Annotated in this window: 22 protein-coding genes and 1 riboswitch; of the genes, 12 read left to right on the top strand and 10 right to left on the bottom strand. The window is 45.3% G+C overall.

Annotated features, from left to right (window positions below; all coding sequences use genetic code 11):
- Positions 1 to 35: 35 nt before the first annotated feature.
- Entirely contained in the window at positions 36 to 770 is a 735-nt protein-coding gene (locus B5D59_RS08135; protein WP_009766497.1) for an MBL fold metallo-hydrolase, read from the bottom strand.
- Positions 771 to 1276: 506 nt separating this feature from the next.
- Between B5D59_RS08135 and B5D59_RS08130 the strand changes: the two genes are divergently transcribed.
- The 5 genes from B5D59_RS08130 to B5D59_RS08110 all read left to right on the top strand — a co-directional run bounded on the left by B5D59_RS08130 (position 1277) and on the right by B5D59_RS08110 (position 6709).
- Positions 1277 to 2473 carry a class I SAM-dependent rRNA methyltransferase gene (locus B5D59_RS08130; RefSeq protein WP_040758643.1) on the top strand — a complete coding sequence of 399 codons (1197 nt, stop codon included), beginning with the start codon at positions 1277 to 1279 and terminating at the stop codon, positions 2471 to 2473.
- 96 nt (positions 2474 to 2569) lie between these two features.
- The gene (locus B5D59_RS08125; RefSeq protein ID WP_078817574.1) at positions 2570 to 2956 is read left to right on the top strand and encodes a hypothetical protein; all 387 of its coding nucleotides are present in this window, start codon (positions 2570 to 2572) and stop codon (positions 2954 to 2956) included.
- A 17-nt stretch (positions 2957 to 2973) separates the two neighbouring features.
- Positions 2974 to 3468, top strand: a complete 495-nt coding sequence (locus B5D59_RS08120) for a DUF1648 domain-containing protein (RefSeq protein ID WP_176132532.1) — start codon at positions 2974 to 2976, stop codon at positions 3466 to 3468.
- Positions 3469 to 3527: 59 nt separating this feature from the next.
- The gene (locus B5D59_RS08115) at positions 3528 to 5213 is read left to right on the top strand and encodes a DUF2207 domain-containing protein (protein WP_078817572.1); all 1686 of its coding nucleotides are present in this window, start codon (positions 3528 to 3530) and stop codon (positions 5211 to 5213) included.
- A gap of 83 nt (positions 5214 to 5296) precedes the next feature.
- Complete coding sequence (locus B5D59_RS08110; RefSeq protein WP_078817571.1) at positions 5297 to 6709, top strand: cryptochrome/photolyase family protein; 1413 nt, start codon at positions 5297 to 5299, stop codon at positions 6707 to 6709.
- Here B5D59_RS08110 and B5D59_RS08105 read toward each other — a convergent pair.
- The gene (locus B5D59_RS08105; RefSeq protein ID WP_176132531.1) at positions 6706 to 7587 is read right to left on the bottom strand and encodes a MerR family transcriptional regulator; all 882 of its coding nucleotides are present in this window, start codon (positions 7585 to 7587) and stop codon (positions 6706 to 6708) included. The two genes, B5D59_RS08110 and B5D59_RS08105, sit on opposite strands and share 4 nt — an antisense overlap.
- 125 nt (positions 7588 to 7712) lie before the next feature.
- On the opposite strand from B5D59_RS08105, the gene B5D59_RS08100 reads away from it, so the two are divergent.
- From B5D59_RS08100 to B5D59_RS08085, 4 genes are all read left to right on the top strand, one after another.
- Complete coding sequence (locus B5D59_RS08100) at positions 7713 to 8150, top strand: hypothetical protein (RefSeq protein WP_078817569.1); 438 nt, start codon at positions 7713 to 7715, stop codon at positions 8148 to 8150.
- Positions 8151 to 8271: 121 nt separating this feature from the next.
- Positions 8272 to 9564, top strand: a complete 1293-nt coding sequence (locus B5D59_RS08095; RefSeq protein ID WP_176132530.1) for a globin-coupled sensor protein — start codon at positions 8272 to 8274, stop codon at positions 9562 to 9564.
- Positions 9565 to 9580: 16 nt separating this feature from the next.
- Positions 9581 to 10651: an ABC transporter permease gene (locus tag B5D59_RS08090; RefSeq protein WP_009766489.1), complete on the top strand. Its 1071-nt coding sequence runs from the start codon at positions 9581 to 9583 to the stop codon at positions 10649 to 10651.
- A 3-nt stretch (positions 10652 to 10654) separates the two neighbouring features.
- Entirely contained in the window at positions 10655 to 11335 is a 681-nt protein-coding gene (locus B5D59_RS08085) for an ABC transporter ATP-binding protein (protein WP_009766488.1), read from the top strand.
- Positions 11336 to 11404: 69 nt separating this feature from the next.
- Here B5D59_RS08085 and B5D59_RS08080 read toward each other — a convergent pair whose 3' ends face one another.
- From B5D59_RS08080 to B5D59_RS08045, 8 genes are all read right to left on the bottom strand, one after another.
- Positions 11405 to 11626 carry a hypothetical protein gene (locus B5D59_RS08080; RefSeq protein WP_009766487.1) on the bottom strand — a complete coding sequence of 74 codons (222 nt, stop codon included), beginning with the start codon at positions 11624 to 11626 and terminating at the stop codon, positions 11405 to 11407.
- Positions 11627 to 11652: 26 nt separating this feature from the next.
- Entirely contained in the window at positions 11653 to 12669 is a 1017-nt protein-coding gene (locus B5D59_RS08075; protein ID WP_078817567.1) for a ThiF family adenylyltransferase, read from the bottom strand.
- The gene (locus B5D59_RS08070) at positions 12666 to 13439 is read right to left on the bottom strand and encodes a thiazole synthase (protein ID WP_139365977.1); all 774 of its coding nucleotides are present in this window, start codon (positions 13437 to 13439) and stop codon (positions 12666 to 12668) included. Before B5D59_RS08070 ends, B5D59_RS08075 begins: the two co-directional genes overlap by 4 nt.
- Entirely contained in the window at positions 13436 to 13642 is a 207-nt protein-coding gene (gene thiS / locus B5D59_RS08065) for a sulfur carrier protein ThiS (protein ID WP_078817565.1), read from the bottom strand. Before thiS ends, B5D59_RS08070 begins: the two co-directional genes overlap by 4 nt.
- Before the next feature lie 17 nt (positions 13643 to 13659).
- On the bottom strand, positions 13660 to 14250 hold the full coding sequence (locus B5D59_RS08060) for a thiamine phosphate synthase (protein ID WP_078817564.1): 591 nt from the start codon (positions 14248 to 14250) through the stop codon (positions 13660 to 13662).
- 79 nt (positions 14251 to 14329) lie between these two features.
- Positions 14330 to 14438, bottom strand: a riboswitch (TPP riboswitch).
- Between the two features lie 93 nt (positions 14439 to 14531).
- Entirely contained in the window at positions 14532 to 15230 is a 699-nt protein-coding gene (locus B5D59_RS08055) for a Crp/Fnr family transcriptional regulator (protein WP_078817563.1), read from the bottom strand.
- Positions 15208 to 17109, bottom strand: coding sequence for a heavy metal translocating P-type ATPase (locus B5D59_RS08050; protein WP_078817562.1), 1902 nt, complete (start codon positions 17107 to 17109; stop codon positions 15208 to 15210). Before B5D59_RS08050 ends, B5D59_RS08055 begins: the two co-directional genes overlap by 23 nt.
- Positions 17110 to 17124: 15 nt before the next feature.
- Positions 17125 to 17346 carry a heavy-metal-associated domain-containing protein gene (locus B5D59_RS08045; RefSeq protein ID WP_040758634.1) on the bottom strand — a complete coding sequence of 74 codons (222 nt, stop codon included), beginning with the start codon at positions 17344 to 17346 and terminating at the stop codon, positions 17125 to 17127.
- Positions 17347 to 17513: 167 nt separating this feature from the next.
- Between B5D59_RS08045 and B5D59_RS08040 the strand changes: the two genes are divergently transcribed.
- From B5D59_RS08040 to ectB, 3 genes are all read left to right on the top strand, one after another.
- Entirely contained in the window at positions 17514 to 18194 is a 681-nt protein-coding gene (locus tag B5D59_RS08040) for a phosphoribosylaminoimidazolesuccinocarboxamide synthase (protein ID WP_009766479.1), read from the top strand.
- A gap of 623 nt (positions 18195 to 18817) precedes the next feature.
- Positions 18818 to 19342, top strand: coding sequence for a diaminobutyrate acetyltransferase (ectA, locus tag B5D59_RS08035; protein WP_009766478.1), 525 nt, complete (start codon positions 18818 to 18820; stop codon positions 19340 to 19342).
- 66 nt (positions 19343 to 19408) lie between these two features.
- Entirely contained in the window at positions 19409 to 20689 is a 1281-nt protein-coding gene (gene ectB, locus B5D59_RS08030; protein WP_009766477.1) for a diaminobutyrate--2-oxoglutarate transaminase, read from the top strand.
- Positions 20690 to 20694: the final 5 nt, after the last annotated feature.

Genomic DNA, 20694 nt, shown 5'->3' with positions numbered 1-20694 from the left:
ACGACCTTTGCGCTGTGCAAGGTCGTTTTTTTACGTCATAGGCTATAAAATTTTCCGACTTCCGCAATTTCTGCTATCCCGGCGAATGTAGTTTGAGCTGCTTGTAAAATATCCTGCAGGTCACCGTGATGCGGCAAATGAGTGAGTACAAGTTGTCCGGCGTTTGCTTCACTCGCGAGTTTTCCTGCCTGACTGCCGGCTAGATGGCCCGGCGATTTGCCGATATGCTCTTCATATAGATTGGCTTCGCTAATCAGCAGATCGGTATTTTTTGCGAATGAGACGAGTTGATCTGCCCATTCTGTATCTGCTGTAAAAACTACGGACTTGTCTGCAACAGTAAATTTCATTGCGAGGCAATACACTGGATGAACGGTTGGACAAAATGAAACAGTAAAAGGTCCGATTTGTACGGAATGCTCCTCCGAAATTTCAATGCCGTGCGTTTGCTCTTTATACGTTAGCTTGGCAAATTGTTCTTCGTCTTTAGCATGTCCGTAAATCGGCAAGGCGGGAGACGGGTGTCCTAAATAATACTGAATTAAACGACTGTACTGCAAACTGCCGATATCCGCGATGTGATCGGCATGATAATGGCTGATGACTACTGCATCAAGCTGGTCAAGCGCTATGTAGTTCTGAAGTGAGGCCAACACGCCGCTGCCGCAATCTACCAAGCAATGAAAATCATCATGCTCGAGAAGAAAGGAAGATGTGGCGCTATTTGCTTTTGGGTAGCCGCCCCAAATGCCGAGAGGGATAATATTCATGGGAATTCCTCCTGTTCGTCTGGTTGATCTCTATAAGTGTATCCTTTGTTGTATTTGGATTGCAATTGAGACTGAGAAATAGTGGAATTGTTTAATGGTTTTTTAACATATATTGTAGGATCATAAGTCAAAGCTTTCATAGTGGTGGAAATGTGCGGTTCGCAGTCAGTTTGGAGCGTTTGAGAGGAGAATTGGCTCGTTACGATAAGACTATGGTGCGGAGCGTCAATGGATTGGTTCGGTTAGGTAGCCCTTTGGCGCGGTTTGAGAGTGTTTTGGTTCGTCCGTGTGTTTCTATTGATTGAGTGGATGAGAAACGTCTGTCGTAGCCACACGGCGCCTTTCACATTTGCTTCATCCAGGGTCTCGGGTCATAAATCAGCCTGGTCATGAGGCAAAAAGCGTCTCAAGTCCAGTCCGTCTTATGCCTGTCGCCTCTATGCGCCACCTTTCACTTTTGCTTCATCCATGCGATAATAAGGAAAATACATTCTAAGGATGAAGATATGAGTAAATTAGTTGAAATACAGTTAAATGCACAAGGGACAGTGGCTTTAAAGAAGGGTTATCCGTTGATTTTGAAAGATGCTGTGATGACGAGTGAAGTTCATGCGGAGGAAGGCAGTTTGCTGCGATTGACGGACCGTTATCATAAATTTTTGGCGAAGGGTTATTATGGTAAGCAAAATAAAGGTATCGGCTGGGTGCTGACGGATAATGAAAATGAAGAGATCGATTTTGATTTCTTTGACAAAAAAATGACTACAGCATTTGAACGTCGTGTATCGTATATGGAAGATCCCGACACTACTGCGTTTCGTTTATTCAATGGAGAAGGCGATGGAATCGGCGGGCTGACGATCGATTATTTTGATGGCTACTATATGGTCAGCTGGTATAGCGAAGGAATTTACGCGTTTCGTCACCACGTTTACAATGTGCTCGACAAACGAGCGGAATACAAGGCGGTTTATGAGAAGAAGCGCTTTGATTCGAAAGGTCAGTATGTGGAGCAGGATGATTTTGTTAAGGGAACACCAGGTGATTTTCCGATTATTATCAAGGAGAATGGCATGCAGTTTGCAATTGACTTAAATGACGGTGCGATGACTGGGATTTTCCTTGATCAGCGAGATGTCAGGGAAGCGATTCGTGATGAGTATGCGGAAGGTCGGGAAGTATTGAATACTTTCTCATATACTGGTGCTTTTTCAGTGGCAGCGGCTTTAGGCGGTGCGACCAAAACGACGAGTGTGGATTTGGCTAAGCGAAGTGTCGCAAAAACGATTGAACAGTTCAGCGTCAACGGTATCGATTATGAACAGCAGGACATCAAAGTGATGGATGTCTTCGACTATTTTCGTTATGCCAAGCGTCATGACATGAAGTTCGGTCTCGTCGTGCTTGATCCGCCTAGCTTTGCGCGATCAAAGAAGTATACGTTCAGTACAGCGAAGGACTATCCGATGCTCATGAAGGAAGCGATCGCGGTAACGGAGAAGAATGGCATCATCGTAGCATCCACGAACAATGCGAGCTTCAGCATGAAAAAATTCAAAGGCTTCATTGACCAAGCATTTAAAGAGACGAATATGCGCTATAAAGTACTGGAAGAGTCTTCATTACCGAAGGATTTCCGTACCCCGCGTGACTATCCTGAGTTCAATTACCTGAAAGTCGTTATTGTGCAGAAATTGAAGTGATTCGTTAGATGGAACCGTCACAAAACCGTCGGATGACAATGACAATATTTCCTAGTACGCTTGTGGTAACAAGTTGTGAAACGGGAGGTAAATTAGATGAAACAGTTGCTTGCGTTACTGTTCTCAACGGGTGTGCTAATCGTTGCGGGTTGCTCCAATGTCTACAGTCAAGAAGACGGTTATCGGATGGCGGTCATAAATCAGGGTTTTCCTGTACCGAAAAATGCCTATGAAGTGAAGCCGGAAGATTGTACCGATGAAATTTCAAAAGCAGCGAAATACAAGTTGCAGGGAATAGGCGATCAGGATGGCAATCCACCCGCTCATTATCTGGAAACTATTGAAGAATGGGGCTGGACAGAGCTGGTCGATGAGCGCAGAGGAACGATTCATTTCTATGAGAAAAACGGCAAAATTATGTCATTGAATATTCATCAGGATGTATTCGATGTCTTTGAAATGACGAGCAATCCGGAGTCATAAGCGAGGGAGGTGACGGTGTGGAGACAGAAAAACCGAAATTGAACATACCGAAACCAGGTTTTGCGAAGGCCTTCGATGTGCTGACTGTCGCGTTATTCGCAGCGTGTCTAGTCTATTTACTTTTGCATTGGAATCGCCTGCCCGACCAAATTCCGGCCCATTTCGGCGCAAATGGAGAAGTGGATCGATGGGGTTCTAAATTCGAGCTATTCATCTTGCCAGCTATTGCCATCTTTTTGTGGATCGGTCTGTGGGTTTTGGAAAAATACCCGCATTTGTATAACTACATTAATTTGCGCCCTGATAATGTTGAAATACAGTACCGCTACGGCATGGTTTTTATGAATGTCACGAAAAACATGTCCACGCTTTTGATGGTGTTCATCATGTGGCAATTGACTGACATCGCATTGGAACGAACCGAGTCCCTGAACATGCCCATTTTCATCGGCATATTGGCTGTCTTGTTCATTTCGATTGGGTATTATTTTTATCGAATGATGAAGCTATAGGCAATCTATGAAACCTACTCGCACCTCTTACCGTATACAAATGGTAAGAGGTGATTTTAATGAAATGGAAACTTCTACTTGTTGCTTTGCTCACATTCATTCTATTCCCCGCGCCAGCAGGAGCAGTCGACTTTACAATACCGAATGTGCAAATCAACGCCCAATTGCAACCGGACGGCACTGTGCTGGTAAATGAGCAACACACCTATGAATTCGATTCGAAATTCAACGGAATCATCCGTGAAATCAAACCGATAACCGGCGCTTCTATCGTACAGTTTGAAGCCTATGAAAATGGCAATAGACTAAAAGTCGAGAAAAAGAATGATGAATATCGAGCCCACCGTAAAGGGAAGAAAGAAACGATTGACTTTGAATTGCGCTACCAAATTAAAGATGGAATGAAAAAATACGAAGATGGGGCGGAATTTTACTGGCCGTTCTTCGATGACCGCAATGAAACAGACTACGGCAACATGACGATCAGCGTTACGCCTCCTGACCGTGCAAATAATGCAAGTTTTCTCGGCTATCATAGCGCGGAAAACAAGGGATCTCTTCAAGAAGACGGCAGTGTGGTATTTGCTCTCGGTGAAGTGGACTCGGGAGAAAACGGTGATATTCGTGTCGTCTACGAATCTTCTTTATTTCCAGGGATGAAGGCGATGGATGGAAAAATCCGGCCGGATGTCGAAGCAGATCGAAAGCTTCAGGAAATCGAACGAGCAAAATACGCTGCCAACAGAGAACGGACAAAGACATTTGGAGGCATCACGTTAGGAGCGGGGCTTCTAATTGTCGTATTGATCAGTGCAGTGGTCAGATCTAGAAAAAACAGATATGTTAAGGACGCTCAAGCGCAAATCAGTTCCCATGGCTTTTTCGTTCCTGCTTATGACATGAGCTTGCCAGCCACTCTATTCTTCAAAAAAGGCGCGGCAACTGTCGAATTAATGTCAGCGGCGCTATTAGATTTGGTCCGCAAAGGCTATGTGCGTCAATTGTCAGACGAAAAGTTTGAGTTAGTGGACGCCAACGTGGACCATGATCATGAGCAACAACTGATTCAGCTTTTGTTCTTTCAAGTGGGCAGTAATGAGCGTTTCACATTGTCACAGTTGAAAGCTTACACGAAAGACGAGAAAAATTATGATACATTCCAAAATTCATTTACGATTTGGCAGCAATTACTGAAGCATGAAATGAAGCAATATGACTTGAAAGAATCGAGCGCAAGGCTACGTTGGATCCTCGCCCTACTAGGCTTGGCAGGCGTTACACTCGCTATCTTTTTCGGAGCGTATGATCTGTATATTCTGATGTTCACGGCGATTATCCTCGCCTTGTATAACCTAGTATTCATTTTATTCTATAGTCCTCACAACTTTGCAGGTATTCTCATGCTTATGGAATGGATGCAAGTAGAGAATTGGATGAATGATATGAACACGGAAAAATGGGAAGCGCTATCCACCGATGATAGGTTTCGTGTCCTCGTCTATGGAGTCGGTATAAAACATCCTGAGCTTGAATCCTATTATGAAGAGTTTGCAAGTATTCAAAAACGCCTCAACCAAAATCAGTATGCAGATAACGGCATTGGAGGCAGCTTAGTCTACAATCCTGTATTCTTGTCGGGATCATTCAATCAGGCTTCTTCTAACGTATCTTCCAACGCACCAAGCAGTTCAAGCAGCGGGGGCGGTGGAACGGGTGGCGGCGGAGGAGGGTCAGGAGCTTTTTAAGACCTAAAGCAGAAGGTGGCGTTTAGGCACGACAGGTGTTGGAGATCCTGTCATCAACAGCCGAATGAAGAAGGAGAGGAAACATGGGGAAAACAATCGTCTGGTTCCGGAAAGATCTGCGCCTGCATGACCATCCAGCATTAGTAGAGGCGGCAGCCCATGGAGAAGTGGTGCCGGTTTTCATTTTGCCGGAATCACGTCAAGAGGCATCGGACTGGTGGCTGCATCATAGTTTATTGGAACTGCAAAAGAAATTTGCGGAACGTCAAATACAATTGATTGTACGTAAAGGGTCTCCTGTTGGACAGCTGCTTGCCGTTCAACAAGACAGCGGAGCGGAAGGTATCGTTTTCAATGAACTTTACGATCCGGCGAGCCGCCGGCAGGAACAGGATGTGCTGTCTGCTTTCTTGGATTTAGAAGTGCAGGTCCGTTCCCATCAAGGGACGTTGCTAGTACCGCCGACGTTGATTCTCAATAAAACATGTGAACCGTATAAAGTTTTCACGCCCTTCTGGAAACGTCTGCGTCAAGAACGAGTGGAGCAATCATTGCCAGTTCCCAACATGCTGCCATCGTCCACGTTGCTTACTTCTTTGCCTGATAGTAAATGGGATTTGTTGCCTGGACCGTCTTGGCATGGAAAGTTTATACACTACTGGCGTCCTGGAGAAGCAGCCGCTATTGAATGCTGGAAAACGTTCAGCGGGCAAGGATTGAGTTCCTATAAAGAGGGAAGGGACATCCCTGCAAAGCCTCATGTGTCCCGGTTATCCCCCTATTTGGCTGCCGGCAATATCAGTGTCCGCTCGTTATGGCATGCGGCTCTTCATCAGGCAGAATTTATCGGAGATGATCAGACGGAAGCATTTTTACGGCAGTTGGCATGGCGAGATTTTGCTCACTACCAGTTGCTTTACTTTCCGAAGATGCTTGACCGGCCTATACGTCCTGAGTTTGATCGCTTCCCTTGGCAAGAGGCGGGTGAACACCTGGCCGCCTGGAAAACGGGGCGGACCGGCTATCCTTTAGTGGATGCAGGCATGCGGGAACTTTGGGAAACAGGCTATATCCATAATCGTGTGCGGATGGTTGCCGCTTCATTTCTGGTCAAACATCTACTGGTGGATTGGCGGGAAGGACAAGCTTGGTTCGAGCAGACACTGGTGGATTGGGATGCGGCCAATAATGCGATGGGATGGCAATGGGTGGCAGGAAGCGGCTGTGATGCTTCGCCATATTTCCGAATTTTTAATCCGACAGTACAAGGCGAAAAGTTCGACGGGGCGGCTGGGTACGTGAAAAAATGGCTGCCTGAGTTGGAGAGTATGCCGGAGAAATTTGTGTTCCGTCCGGCAGAAGCCCCTGCGGATGTCCTGTCAACGGCAGGTGTAAGGTTGGGAGGCAACTATCCTCTGCCGATTGTCGACCATCAAGCAGCCCGCGCCCGTGCATTGGAGGCATATGATTTATGCAGGAAGCCTGCCGGTTCTTAAACTTCATCGATGGATTCGATGAGATGTATATGGGTCAGTTTTAGTTGATCGGATAAAAGAAGGGATCCGTGTCCCCCTAAATAAAACTTGATATCGGGACAGCTTCCTGCGAACCGATCCAGTTCTGCAATAAAACCTGGATGTGTTTCAAAAGGCAAAGTGGTGGAAGCGGACAGCAATACTTTGTCAGGACGAATTTTTTCCACAAATGACTGAATGGCTCCGAGAGCAGGCGAGGCGCCGATCATGACGGTCCTCCAGCCGCGGAGCATTAATTGCAGCAAGATAATATGGACAGGAATTTCGTGTAATTCAAATGGCAGACAAGCACCCAGCAGTATAGGAGAGCCTTCTCGGTATTGGAAGTTGCGTCGTACCTGAACAAGCTGATCTCGTACAACCAGACTGGATAGGGCTTCCTGATATTCGCTCCACGTACCGCTTTCCCAGTTATCGCCGACTTTCTTCAAAAAAGGAATGACGATTTGTTGCAGATATAGCTCCAATCCTAATCGGTGGTAAGCCGTTTGCAATAAAAGATTTAATTCCAATTCATCGCAGTTTGTGCCGTGATGCAGGAGTTCGCGCAAAATGGTGTCCTGGTATGTGTCCTCAGGTTCGGATTCCTGGGCGGAAGTCCGTTTAGATTTTGCCATTTTTGCCGCTTGAGAAAGAGCGAATCCTTCTTCTGAGTAGCGTTTCATCAGCAAAAAGAGCTGAACGTCTTCTTCGCGGTAGACACGGTAGCCGTTCACCAGCCGCTGCGGCACCACGACTTCATAGCGCTCTTCCCATTTCCTCAGGACTTGCCTCGACAAGCCCGTTCGATCCGCGACCTGTTTAATTGTATAGGTAGGTTTTTCAGATAAGGGCTTCACAGCAAACAACCTTTCTTCAACTAGTGATTATCTAGGCACCGTACATTTCTCTCTTTATAACATTATACATAGATTTGACGATGTGAGTCAAACCTGCTAGTTTTACTGCATAGGAAGGTGTCTAAATGAACAGTAGAATAGTTATGGAAGCGACATGGATCAGCTTTCTATCCGGTATGGTAATGGCACTTTTTCTGGGAATGATGCAGACCGTCACGGGTCATCAGGTATACACACTTCTCTTGAATGTTGATTATATACCAATAATGAAAGAGTATCATTTCCCTGAATCAATTGAAGTGCTTTTCCACTTGATTGTTTCTGTTATATTGTGCATCATACTGGCAATCATTTATTCAAAAAGCGAGAGGATTCCCAAGAAACGCATAATTTACTTTTCTCTTATCGTAAATGTGGTGATAGGTCTTCTATTGTATCCTACTACATCCTTTTCTGAACGTACACCAAGCATAACGAGTATATCCGCATGGTTTTGGTGGACGGTTGCACATGTGATTATTGGCGTATTAGTGGGTATATTATTAAGAAGCCGCATAAAGTAAATAGAAACTTACTCTGATCTCTAGCATTTTTCTCCAGACCTATGTATACTAAGTTTCGACAAACATTATACAAAGATTGAACAATGTATAGATGCGTTTAAGAAAAAGGAGAGTCAGCCCCATGTGGATCACGAAAAAACATCAACCGCTTTCAATAGTACCGTCTATTTCCACCATCCCTATTAAACTGCAAGTATCCACCAGAGAAGTTCAGCTGCAGTTGGATGCTATTAAGTTGAAAGAGCGTGATCTGCAGCTATTGCGGGCCTTGAAAGAACCAATGCAAAACCGGGTGCATGATATTGTCAATGCTTTCTATGAAAGTGTAACGGCTGTCCCGCATTTATCCGATACGATTCAGGAGCACAGCAACAGGGATTATTTAAGCAAGACATTGGCAACGCATTTAGGCGGCTTATTTGATGGAGTCATTGATGAAGCGTATCTGGCCAATCGGAATAAAGTCGCGCAGTCTCATTTGCGTATCGGGTTGGAACCGAAGTGGTACGTTGCAGCGTTCCAGAACTTGCATGCGACGATGCTGGACATATTGTTTTCATTGGAATTGGAACGAAGTGAAGAGCAGGAAATGATTGTGGCTTTAAGTAAAATTTTGAATTTCGAGAAGCAGCTCGTATTGGAAGCATTTGAGAAAAGTACGAATGAAGCGATGCGCATGCAGCAGCAGGAAATCAAAGCGGAGGTGAAGAAGCATATTGGCAGTATCGCGTTGGAAATTGAGGAGAAATCCGAGTCTACGTATTCGGTCGTGCAAGATTTAGTGGAGCGATCTGCAGAACTTGACAGTAAAATAAAGGAAAGTATAATTCGCTCTGAAATGTCAGCGGTTCAAGCGCAGTCGGGAGTTGAGCAGATGGGGCAGCTCGTCTATACATCGGAAACGATTGTCAAAGAAACGAAAGGAATGGCGGTGCTGATTGACGAACTGAATCAAGCCTCCATGCAAATTGAGGAAGTTGTACGATTGGTGAAAACCATAGCGGATCAAACCAATTTATTGGCCCTCAACTCGGCGATTGAAGCAGCACGTGCGGGAGTTCACGGAAAAGGGTTCGCCGTGGTGGCGGATGAAGTGCGAAATTTAGCCGACCAGACCAAGCGATCCACTGATACGATTTCTCAACTCGTAGCGGAATCAAAGTCGAAAACGCTGGCTGTCCATCAGGCGATCGAGAATGTGACAAAATTTGTGGATATGGGGATGAGAGAGACAGAGTCATCCAAAGAGACTTTGCAGAACATTACGGGTACCGTCCATATGACGATTCAAGATATCAACCATTTTTCCGATCATATGAAAAGCCTGCGCGAAGTCATCACATCAATCGGCGGCGTGTCAAAAGAGGTAGTCTCGACATCTTATGAATTGGAAGAAGCAATAGACGTTTTATAAAGGAAGTGAAAAGCAGATGTTTTTAGCATGGAGCGAAATCAAACGAAATAAATTGAGATTTTTATTGATCACTTCAATTTTATTGCTCGTATCCTTTTTAGTGTTTTTCTTATCAGGGCTCGCCGCAGGGCTGGCGAATATGAATAGGGAAGCAGTTGATAAATGGCATGCGCAAGCAGTTGTACTGACCGAAGAATCGGATAAAAGTCTTTATCAATCTTCATTGGATAAGGGAGAAGCTGACGGACTGGGTGCGAAGGAAACAGCAGTCATCGGTCAGATGGGCTCCATTGCGGATAATGGCAAGGTGAAGAAAAATGTCGTTCTATTTGGGATCGAGCCGGAAGGTTTCATTATGCCGAAAGTGAGCGAAGGGGAGGTAGCGTTTTCCGTAGAAAACGGCGTCATTGCGTCGGATGTATTGAAAGACGAGGGCTTTGCGATCGGCGACACGCTTGAATTGTCATCGTCCGATACGAAGCTTGAGATTATCGGATTCACCGATCAGGCACGTTTCAACGCAGCACCTGTACTGTATATCGACTTAGATGATTTACAGCATCTCAAGTTTGGAGATGCTGCAGAGATAAATGCCGATTTAGTCAACGCAATCGTTGTGAAAGACACCAATTGGAGCAAATTAAAAGTGCCAGAAGACTTGGAAATCATCGAAGTAGAAAATTTCATTAAAAATTTACCGGGCTATACCGAGCAGAACATGACGTTGACGTACATGATCTACTTCCTGTTCGTCATCTCTGCTGCGATTGTGGCGATTTTCCTCTATGTGCTAACAGTGCAGAAGATCAGCATGTTCGGATTGATGAAAGCACAAGGTATTTCGAGCGGCTATTTAGCGAAATCTGTTGTCGCGCAGACTTTTATACTGGCGACAATCGGTGTCGTGGTCGGATTCGGATTGACATGGCTTGCGGGAAGTTTCTTGCCGAGTGCGGTCCCTGTCCAATTTGATTTGCAGACGATGATCATTTACGGACTCATTTTGATCACAGTAGCGATCTTAGGTGCAGTTATATCGGTCTGGACGATCATTCGGATTGATCCGCTTGAAGCGATAGGAGGGTAAACGATGGTACTGGAACTACGAAATGCGAAAAAGACGTTTGGCGAAGGGAATACATTGGTCGAAGCGTTGAAAGAGACCAATTTCAAAGTGGAACGAGGCGAGTTGGTCGCGGTTATCGGGCCCTCCGGTTCTGGAAAAAGTACATTCCTGACTATAGCAGGCGGGCTGCAGGCACCAAGTGAGGGCCAAGTGATCATCAATGGCAATGAATTGTCGAAACTCAATGAAAAACAGCGCTCCAAAATTCGTCTGCAGGAAATTGGCTTCATTTTGCAGGCATCCAATTTGGTGCCGTTCCTGTCAGTCGATGAGCAACTTGAATTGCTGAATAAAGTGAAGAAAGGCAATATGCCAAATGATGAACGGCAACAGCTGTATAAAGACTTGGGTATTACGAAGTTGCGTAAGAGTTATCCTTCCGATTTGTCGGGCGGGGAACGGCAACGTGTTGCAATCGCCAAGGCGTTGTTCAGTAATCCAGCGATTATTTTAGCCGATGAGCCGACCGCTTCACTCGACTCAGATCGAGCATTCGAAGTGATGGAACTGCTGCAACACGAAACAAAATCGAAGCAGACAGCAACCATTGTCGTGACGCATGATATCCGGCTCATTAAGTATTTTGATAAAGTTTATCGAATGACAGACGGTGTGCTGGAATTGGATATGACCGCTTATGAATAACCGGAAATGTTCATAAACTATATTGCACCAATAAAAAAAGCTATGCATCCAGCACGGATGCATAGTTTTTTAGCGTTCGGCTTTATTCTCACGGTGGTATTCAGAAATTTGCACGACTCTTACATTGCTAGTGTCCAGTTCATGATATATTTCGCGGCTGTCAAAAAAAGCAACATACTGCCCGCGCTCGTCGTGGACTAGACTTTTTGCTTCTTCAAAGGAATCCAAATGAACAAATCGTCGAATGTAATGATCTTCGTCAAAAAAGTACGTAATTTTGAACTCTTTCATTTACCTGGCTCCTCTTTTTTTACTCGTCATCCCAATAAACCTGCCGCAATCTTCCGGGCTTCTGTGATATCTTTCGTGCCGTGGATTAGCATGCGGCCATCGCGAAATAAAACTAGTCGGTGGTCATTGTATTCACAAGATACCAAATAGGGATTATGCAATAAATTCGAGACCGTCTCGCGTATCGAGTCAGCAAATGGAGCGAGTTCCACTTGCCGGTTCTTAGGCCAAGTCAACTGTACAGTGTCGCGTCCGCATAGCACGGCTGTTCGAACGACTTCGGAAGCTGATAAAAACGGATAGCTTGGCTGTGCTGAACAACTTGGACAACTAGATTTCTTCATGTTTTTGACTTCCATCGATGCACGTTCATCTGTCCATAAATCCGTGGATTCCAAGCGTGGATCCAATTCCGCTCCTGTCACATACTTCAGCAGCTGTGCAACTTGGCGTGCAGCAGTCGTCACGACAATCGGGCTGATTACGCCGACAGTGTCACAAGTCAAGGACTGTGGGGGCAACGCTTCGAGCAGACAATGCAGGCAAGGCTGTTCCTCGGCAACTCCGATAGGAAACGTCAATCCATAGCTTCCCACACAAGCGCCCATAAAAAAAGGAATATTTAATTGCAGACAAGCGTCATTTGCGAGTAATCGCGTTTCAATATTATCTGTGCCATCGAGCACCATGTCATGGCCTTCAAATAACTCCAGCACATTTTCTGGCGTCACATCTGCTACGACTCCTCGGATTTTCACATCACTGTTGATCTTGCACAGTCGTCTTTCCGCAGCGGCGGCTTTCGGTAATTGCTCGACAACGTCTTGCTCAGCGTACAACTGCTGACGATGCAAATTGGACCATTCCAAAATATCGCGATCTACAATTGTTAATTCACCAACACCTGCTCGTACAAGCATTTCGGCTCCCGATGAACCAAGTGCCCCAGCGCCGAGGACGAACACCTTGGCCCCCCGTATCCGCAGCTGGCCGTCCGCTCCAATGGATGTAAACAGCTCTTGGCGTGAATATTTACTCATCAATTTGGCACAAGCCCCTCTAGCGGACTGCTCGCGACGCCATAGTCTCTTACCGGCATGCGCCCTGCTTGATAGCCAAGATGTCCCGCTTCAATCGCTAATTTCATCGCTTCTGCCATTTTAACAGGGTCTGCAGCTTCGGAAACCGCTGTATTCAATAGCACGCCGTCTGCTCCAAGCTCCATCGCGTATGCCGCGTCTTTCGGTGATCCAATGCCCGCATCCACAATGACCGGTACATTTGATTGCTCGATAATTAGAGAAAGATTCAACGGATTCAAAATTCCGTGACCTGAACCAATCGGTGCAGCGCCCGGCATGATGGCATGAACGCCTAATTCACAAAGTTTCCGTGCCAGCACCACATCATCCGACGTATAAGGCAGCACGATGAAACCTTCTTCAAGCAGCATTTCAGATGCACGCAACGTTTCCACTGGATCAGGCAACAAGGAATGGCTGCAGCCAATAATCTCAACCTTTACCATATCACATAATCCCGATGCTTTCGCCAGCTTCGCGATATGCACCGCTTCCTCCGCTGTGCTTGCGCCTGCTGTATTTGGCAATAATGTATAGTGCTCTAAATCCAGTTGCTCCAGGAAATTCGGCTGAGACTCTTCGAAAATGTTCATCCGTCTCACCGCAAATGTTAAGATTTCTGTCTCTGATACCGCAACTGCCTTTTTTTGAGTCTCAAATGAAGGATACTTCCCTGTGCCTAACAATAAACGTGAAGAAAACCTTTTATCTGCTATTTGTAACATCCTCATCCGCCTCCAACAAAATGTATGATTTCAATTTGATCTCTGTCCATAATTGGTGCATCGTAACTGTCCTTCTGCAGAATTTCCTTGTTCTTTTCGACGATCAAAATTCGATTGCCAAGCTTCAAATGCTCCAGTAACTGCTGAACTGTTTCCACCTCAGGTACAACCGAATACGACTTACCGTTCAAATCAATTGTTTTGCCCAATGAACACCGCTCCTTTGCTATGAATCTCTTGCACGTGCATAATCTCTAACTGCGCTCACTGCGTCTTGACTGCTGATGGGGGACAGGATTGCTGCACCTCTGACGCCGTGTCTTTTAAAAAACGGCAGATGAACTGGCCGAATTCCACCGATTGCATAGACGGGAATCGTGCATGATAATGCAATCTCAAAAAGCTCATCCGTACCCCGCGGAGCCAAGCCTTTTTTGGATGATGTCAGATAAATATGTCCATACAATAGCCAGTCTGCTCCAGCAGCTTGTGCTTCTCGTGCCTCTTCCAATGAATGGATGGAAGATCCTAATCTCAGCGACGGAAAAGTGGTACGTGCTTCCTTCACCGACATTCCATAGCCTGTCAGCTGACAGGCTATGGACAGCGAGTTTGCGAGGCTGGGCCGTGCGTGTACAATTATTTTATCCAATGGAAACCCTCTAGTAGAGAGACGTGAAATCAATTCGATCAGCTGTACATCCGTCTTCGACTTTTCACGTAAGATAAATTCATCGATATAAGGCTCCGTCTCCAGCAACTTGAGCAGCAGTTCATCAACAGAATGACAATCATCCGTGACACCGACCAATTTCATTTCCAGTTCACCTCCAAATGAAAAAACCACTTCCCGAATCGGAAAGTGGTTGGATGTGTCGGCATGTATGAGAGTACGCCAAAACGACTTGCCACTTCCCTCCGCAGGTACGAACCTGTTCAGGTGATAAGGGTTTCAGAGTCGCACTCTTTTCTCAGTCCTTGTGAAGGATTCCCCTAATGGTCAAAAGATTATGATATTCACTTACAGCATAGCACTTACCAGATTGAAAGAAAAGAGGGATGTCAAATTTTCATCTCTTGCTGAATTTCATATAGCCATTATATGAGTAATAAAGAATCTAAATCGAAAATCTCTACAATCTTAGAACCGGTCTGGCGTATCCAGCCCCGTTCTTCGAATACGCTTAATTTACGACTGATTGTTTCGGGTGTCGTGCCAAGATGGGAAGCTAGATCTTTTCGGCTCATCGGCAGTCGGATGGTCAATTGTTGCTGTTCCTCTGATAGATCCGCCAAATACAACGCAAGTCGAGTTTCAGCAGATTCCATGGCGATTCGGGCGGCTCGCAGCTCTGTATCCGCGAGTCGGGAAGAGAATTCCGTAAGCATCCTCAATGAAATTGCAGGGTGAGATTGCAAAAGTTGCTGCATCTCGTCCCGTTGGATGATACACAGTTCAACGGCTTCCAAAGTTTCCGCATATGCGTCATGAGGCTTTGCGTCGAACAAGGAAAGCTCGCCTGTGAATTCTCCTGGTTTCAGGATACGGACGAGTTGTTCCTTGCCATTCTCCGATAGACGATAGACCTTGACTCGTCCTTTATGCAATATATATAAACCTTCTGAGCGATCACCGCTATGGTAAATCATTTCACCGCGAGGGTAGTTTATGCTGCGTGCAAGCGCGACGATTTTATCCATTTGCTGCTTATCCAAGTGATTGAAAAGAGGGACGAGCGAAACGCAGGAACGGTGAAGATCGTTCGTGCTTAGGTCACAATGTGATCCTTGGTTCATCCGATATCACCTCACTTTGTTTTTGATTCGATGGCTTGTCGTTAGTATAACGTATTAATCGAATGGCGTTCAGGATCACCAGAAGTACGCTCACTTCATGGACGAGCATACCGGAAGCGAGGAATACTTTGCCGAGTAATACACCGAGCAACAGAAGGAATACGGTACCGACCGCAAAGAAGGTATTCTGCTTCATGTTCTGTACAGTTGCTTTCGCTAAAGCATAGGCATGGGAGAATTGATCGAGCCGATCTGCCATCAAGACGATGTCCGCTGTCTCCATTGAAATATCTGTTCCGCCTTCTCCCATGGCGAGCCCAATATCCGCCGTTGCTATGGCGGGTGCATCGTTGATTCCGTCGCCTGCCATAGCAACTCGGTGACCTTGTTCTTTCAAACTCTGAACTGCCGCCACTTTATCTTTAGGCAATAATTCCGCATAGATTTCGTCAAGGCCAAGGTGTTCGCCAACTAGTTGGGCTGTATGTCGATTGTCGCCTGTCAGCATGATCATTTGCTTGATGCCATTTTTCCGCAATTTGGCCAACGCTTCGGCAGCTTCCGGACGAATTTGATCGGCGACAGAGATGATTCCTGTGATTTCCCGGGAAATACTGACGAAAATTGCCGTATTTCCAGCTTTCTCACGTTGTGATGCATAGTCTTCCATTTCAGAAGGAATCGGGATCTTTTGGTCTTCCATTAGTTTGCGATTGCCAACTGCGAGATGCTTTCCTTCTACTGTAGCCATTATTCCATTTCCTTTAACCACTTCAGCGTCTTCCGGTTGATTGGACAAATGAATCGCACGTTTCTTCGCTTCTTTAACGATAGTCCGGCCTAGATGGTGTTCTGAAATCATTTCGGCTTCGGCTGTGAGACGCAGTAACTCTTCTTTCTCTATACCTAATCCGTAGACATCAGTTACTTCAGGTCGCCCTCTTGTCAATGTACCTGTTTTATCAAAGACGATCGTATCAATTTTCGCTAGCTGTTCCATTACTTCACCGCCTTTTATCAAGACACCGTTTCGGGCTCCGTTGCCAATTCCTGCAACGATCGAAACCGGTGCGGAAATGACGAGGGCTCCAGGGCAAGCGATGACGAGGAAAGTTAACGTCATTTCGATGTTCCGTGTTAAAAGATAAACGAGCACGGACAAGAGCACAATGGAAGGCGTATAGATAGTAGCAAAACGCTCGAGAAACTTTTCGGTTTTCGATTTGGATTCCTGCGCTTCTTCCACTAATTCAATAATGCGGGCGAAAGTCGTGTCATTACCAACTCTTACGGCAATCACTTCTATATAACCATGTTCCACTAGTGTACCGCTGAATACTTGATCATCCAGCATTTTGCTGGCGGGAACCGATTCACCTGTGATAGCTGCTTCATTTAGTGTGGCGGTCCCCGAAATAATTGGACCATCCACAGGAACTTTTTCTCCTGATCGAACGATGACCTGATCGCCGATTTCAACATTGTCTACTGAAACGGTCAATATTTCACCATCACGCATGACGCGTGCTTCTAGTGGAGCTAAGTCGGTAAGAGCTTTCAGGGAAGAGCGAGTCTTTTCCATTGTTCGTATTTCCAGCATCGCCCCGAATAAAAATAGAAACGTGACGACCGCAGATTCTACATATTCTCCAATGAATAATGCACCGACAACCGCAATCGTGACGAGTAATTCTATGCTGAACGCTTTCATCCGGATAGCTTTAAAAGACTTGATCGTGATTGGAGTCCCGGCTATCAAAGTAGAAGTAACCAACGTGATTTGGCGTGCATCATGCCACCCGGCAATATGCATGATGATCGCGGCTGCTAAGAGAATAGCAGAGATGGCAGTGACGCGTACCGTTTGTTTGGCATTCATGTGAGTTCCTCCTTTTTAAGCAACTTTTAGGCTGAGTACTGGATAACCGAGCTTTTCGATGAGTTCTTGCAAGTCATTCGCAGCTACGATGGCTTCGTCAAACTCAACGCGTACTTTGTTTGAGTGGAATAATACTTTTACTTTTTGAACCCCATTTGCTCGGGCTAAGGCACCTTCAATTTTCTTGACACATGACGGACAGCTGAATGGCTCCATTTGAAATACTGCTTTTTTCATTGTTCTCATCCTTTTCGTTTGTATTTGTTAACTTAAGTATAGAGGGGATTTGTATTTTGCACCTTGACCTCCATCAAGTTTTCTGTAATCTATCCTTTTTCTTCAGAGCAAAGTGCATTATACTTAAAAAGTAGAACAATAATTACGAAATGAGGAGAATCGTTCGTATGAAACTAACTTATTCTGGTAAAACGAAAGATGTTTATCAATTGGAAGACGGTCATGTGCTATTAAAATTCAAGGATGATGTGACAGGGGAAGATGGTGTATTCGATCCTGGCGCCAATACAGTCGGATTAACGATAGAAGGTGCAGGGAAATCGGGTCTTCGCATGACGCAGTATTTTTTCGAAAAATTGGCGGAGCAGCAAGTGCCGACACATTATATCGATGCAGATTTAGATAAAGTAACAATGACGGTCAAGCCTGCAACAGTCTTCGGCAGCGGTCTGGAAGTAATTTGCCGATTTCGCGCAGTCGGAAGTTTCTTGCGGAGATATGGTAAGTATTGTAAAGAAGGACGGGCACTCGATGCCTTCGTGGAAGTAACATTAAAAGACGATGAACGACAAGATCCGCCGATTTCGAAAGACGCATTGGCCCAGCTAGGAATCCTAACGCGTGATGAATACGATATCTTGGAAGAGTTGACGAAAAAAATCTCTGAACTGGTCAAGTTTGAAATGACACAAAAAGGTTTGGATCTCTATGATATTAAGCTGGAATTTGGACGTGATTCTGAAGGAAACATCATGTTGATCGACGAAATTTCAGGTGGGAATATGCGCGTTTATCAAGGGGATAAGTATGTAGAACCAATGGAGTTGGAAACGATTTTATTTTCATAACATGAAGCCGGAAACGAAAAAAGTTTCCGGCTTTTTTAATTCGTGCTGAGGCTATACGCTGTTTGACTTGATGACGCTTTACTTTTTCATTAAACAAATAAAATGATATATATACTGTTGACAACGTTTTCATAGTTTCCTATAATAGCAACCAGTGTCAGAGGAGACACATTGTTTGCTTCTTCACCGACGTTTTTGTACACAAGAACCGTGGTTGGATGAATGCGTATGGCAGTAAATTCAAGATAATGAAAGTGTCTTTCATATCAGCGAATAATTGATAATATTAGCTGTTTTTCATGAACAAAAGCTCCCTGCTTTTGTAAAGGCGCTCTTTTTTGCTCTTCATACCGCAAGGCAGAAAGTTAGCACCCAAGTAGCCAGCACCAATCTCCATTTGGCTTTTCTACGTTAGTATCCTTGCTAAATCCACAAGATTCCTTAGAGAGAATCTGCCGAGTACTCGTGCTCGGTCATTAAAAAAACCTCACGATAATGACGATTCAATGACTTTAGTTTGATGTGACCACGTTGTCGGGTAAGAAGTAAACATGCATCCAGAGAGTTTCAGAGAATGAACATTTGTCTATTATGACAAATGACTAGACTTGGAGGAAAAATGTTTGCAGAAACCTCACATGTATTCGATTGCAGGGTACGATCCGAATGATCCTTACATCTTTCGCACCCCCACTCTAGATGACGGTAAGTCAATTTGGAAACTTGTCAAAGATACCCAAGTCCTAGATTTGAATTCTTCGTACAGTTATTTACTGTGGGCAGATCAATTCAGCGACACCAGTATCTTAGTGGAAGATCACGGGAAAATAGTAGGCTTTATATCGGGTTTCATTCAGCCGAAAGCGCAAGATACGTTATTTATCTGGCAAGTAGCGGTCGACGAATCAGCACGCGGCCAACGTTTGGCTTCCCGCATGCTGCAAGCCATTTTGCAGAGCCAATCATGTCGGAATATTCGGTACTTGGAAGCCACTGTAACGCCATCTAACATTCCGTCAACTAAGCTTTTCAAAGGTTTGGCACGTGATTTACAGACTGAGTGCACAATCACCGATGGCTACACGGAAGATCAATTTCCAAGGGAAGGACACGAAGCAGAAGAGTTGTTTCGCATTGGGCCATTCTGAAGAAGGGGTCGACTGTCGCAACTTGACACGGAAAATACAGAAATACTACGGAGGAATTAATTAACAATGGTACTGACAAAAAGTCAGAAGGTAATGGAAGTCTTTGAAAATCATGAGTCGCAAGTGAGAAGTTACAGCAGAAGTTTCCCGACAGTATTCGAACGAGCAAAAGGCTATAAGATGTGGGACACGGAAGGCAAGGAATATATCGATTTCTTTGCCGGCGCCGGTGCTTTGAACTACGGCCATAACAACGACAAAATGAAGGAAAAGTTGATCGAGTACATCCAAGACGACGGAATTGCACATAGTCTGGATATGGGGACGACGGTCCGAAAAGAATTTCTTGAACGATTTAACGAAGTGATCTTGAAGCCGAGAAACATGGACTATAAAGTGATGTTTCCTGGACCTACTGGGACGAATACAGTGGAAAGCGCATTGAAGATCGCCCGCAAAGTGACAGGACGCCAAAATATCATCAGCTTTACGAATGGCTTTCACGGCATGACGCTTGGTGCATTGTCTGTTACAGGCAATTCATATAACCGCGGCGGGGCTGGAGTACCGTTGAACAATACGACATCCATGCCATTCGATACGTTTTTGGAGGAAGGTCAATCATTAAATTTCCTTAAAAAGTATTTAGCTGACGCGAGCAGTGGATTAGATTTACCGGCTGCAATGATTTTGGAAACGGTCCAAGGAGAAGGCGGCATCAATCCTGCAAGCTTCGAGTGGTTGCGCGAAATTGAACGTCTCTGCCGCAATTACGATATCTTACTGATCGTTGACGATGTGCAAGCGGGGTGCGGCCGAACTGGTACGTTCTTCAGCTTTGAACCAGCCGGCGTCAAACCGGATATTGTCTGCCTGTCCAAATCCATCGGCGGCTATGGCCTGCCGTTAGCCTTGACACTAATCAAACCTCAATACGATATGTTTGGTCCAGCTGAGCATAACGGAACATTCCGCGGCAACAACTTGGCGATTTTGGCAGCGACAGAAGCGCTGTCGTATTGGGAAACAGATGAATTCGCTAAATCGGTACAAGAAAAATCCAAGCTCATCACAAAGCGTATGGAGACGATTGTCGAAGAGTATCCGCAGCTAAAAGCAACGACGCGCGGCCGCGGTTTCATGCAGGGAATCGTCTGTGGTGAGGGCAAGGAAGATTATGCAGATAAGATTTGTGCAAAAGCTTTTGAAAAGGGCCTGATTATCGAGACATCCGGGCCTGAAGGGGAGGTCGTCAAATTCCTCGGTTCATTGATCATCGATGAAAAGGGAATCCAACAAGGTTTTGATATTTTAGAAGAAGCGATTGAAGATGTCGTTAAGAATTAAGGGGG

This window comes from Sporosarcina newyorkensis (assembly GCF_900167515.1).
Lineage (GTDB): Bacteria > Bacillota > Bacilli > Bacillales_A > Planococcaceae > Sporosarcina > Sporosarcina newyorkensis.
The sequence above is the reverse complement of the archived record's forward strand: the minus strand, read 5'-3'. Positions and strand labels throughout refer to the sequence as shown.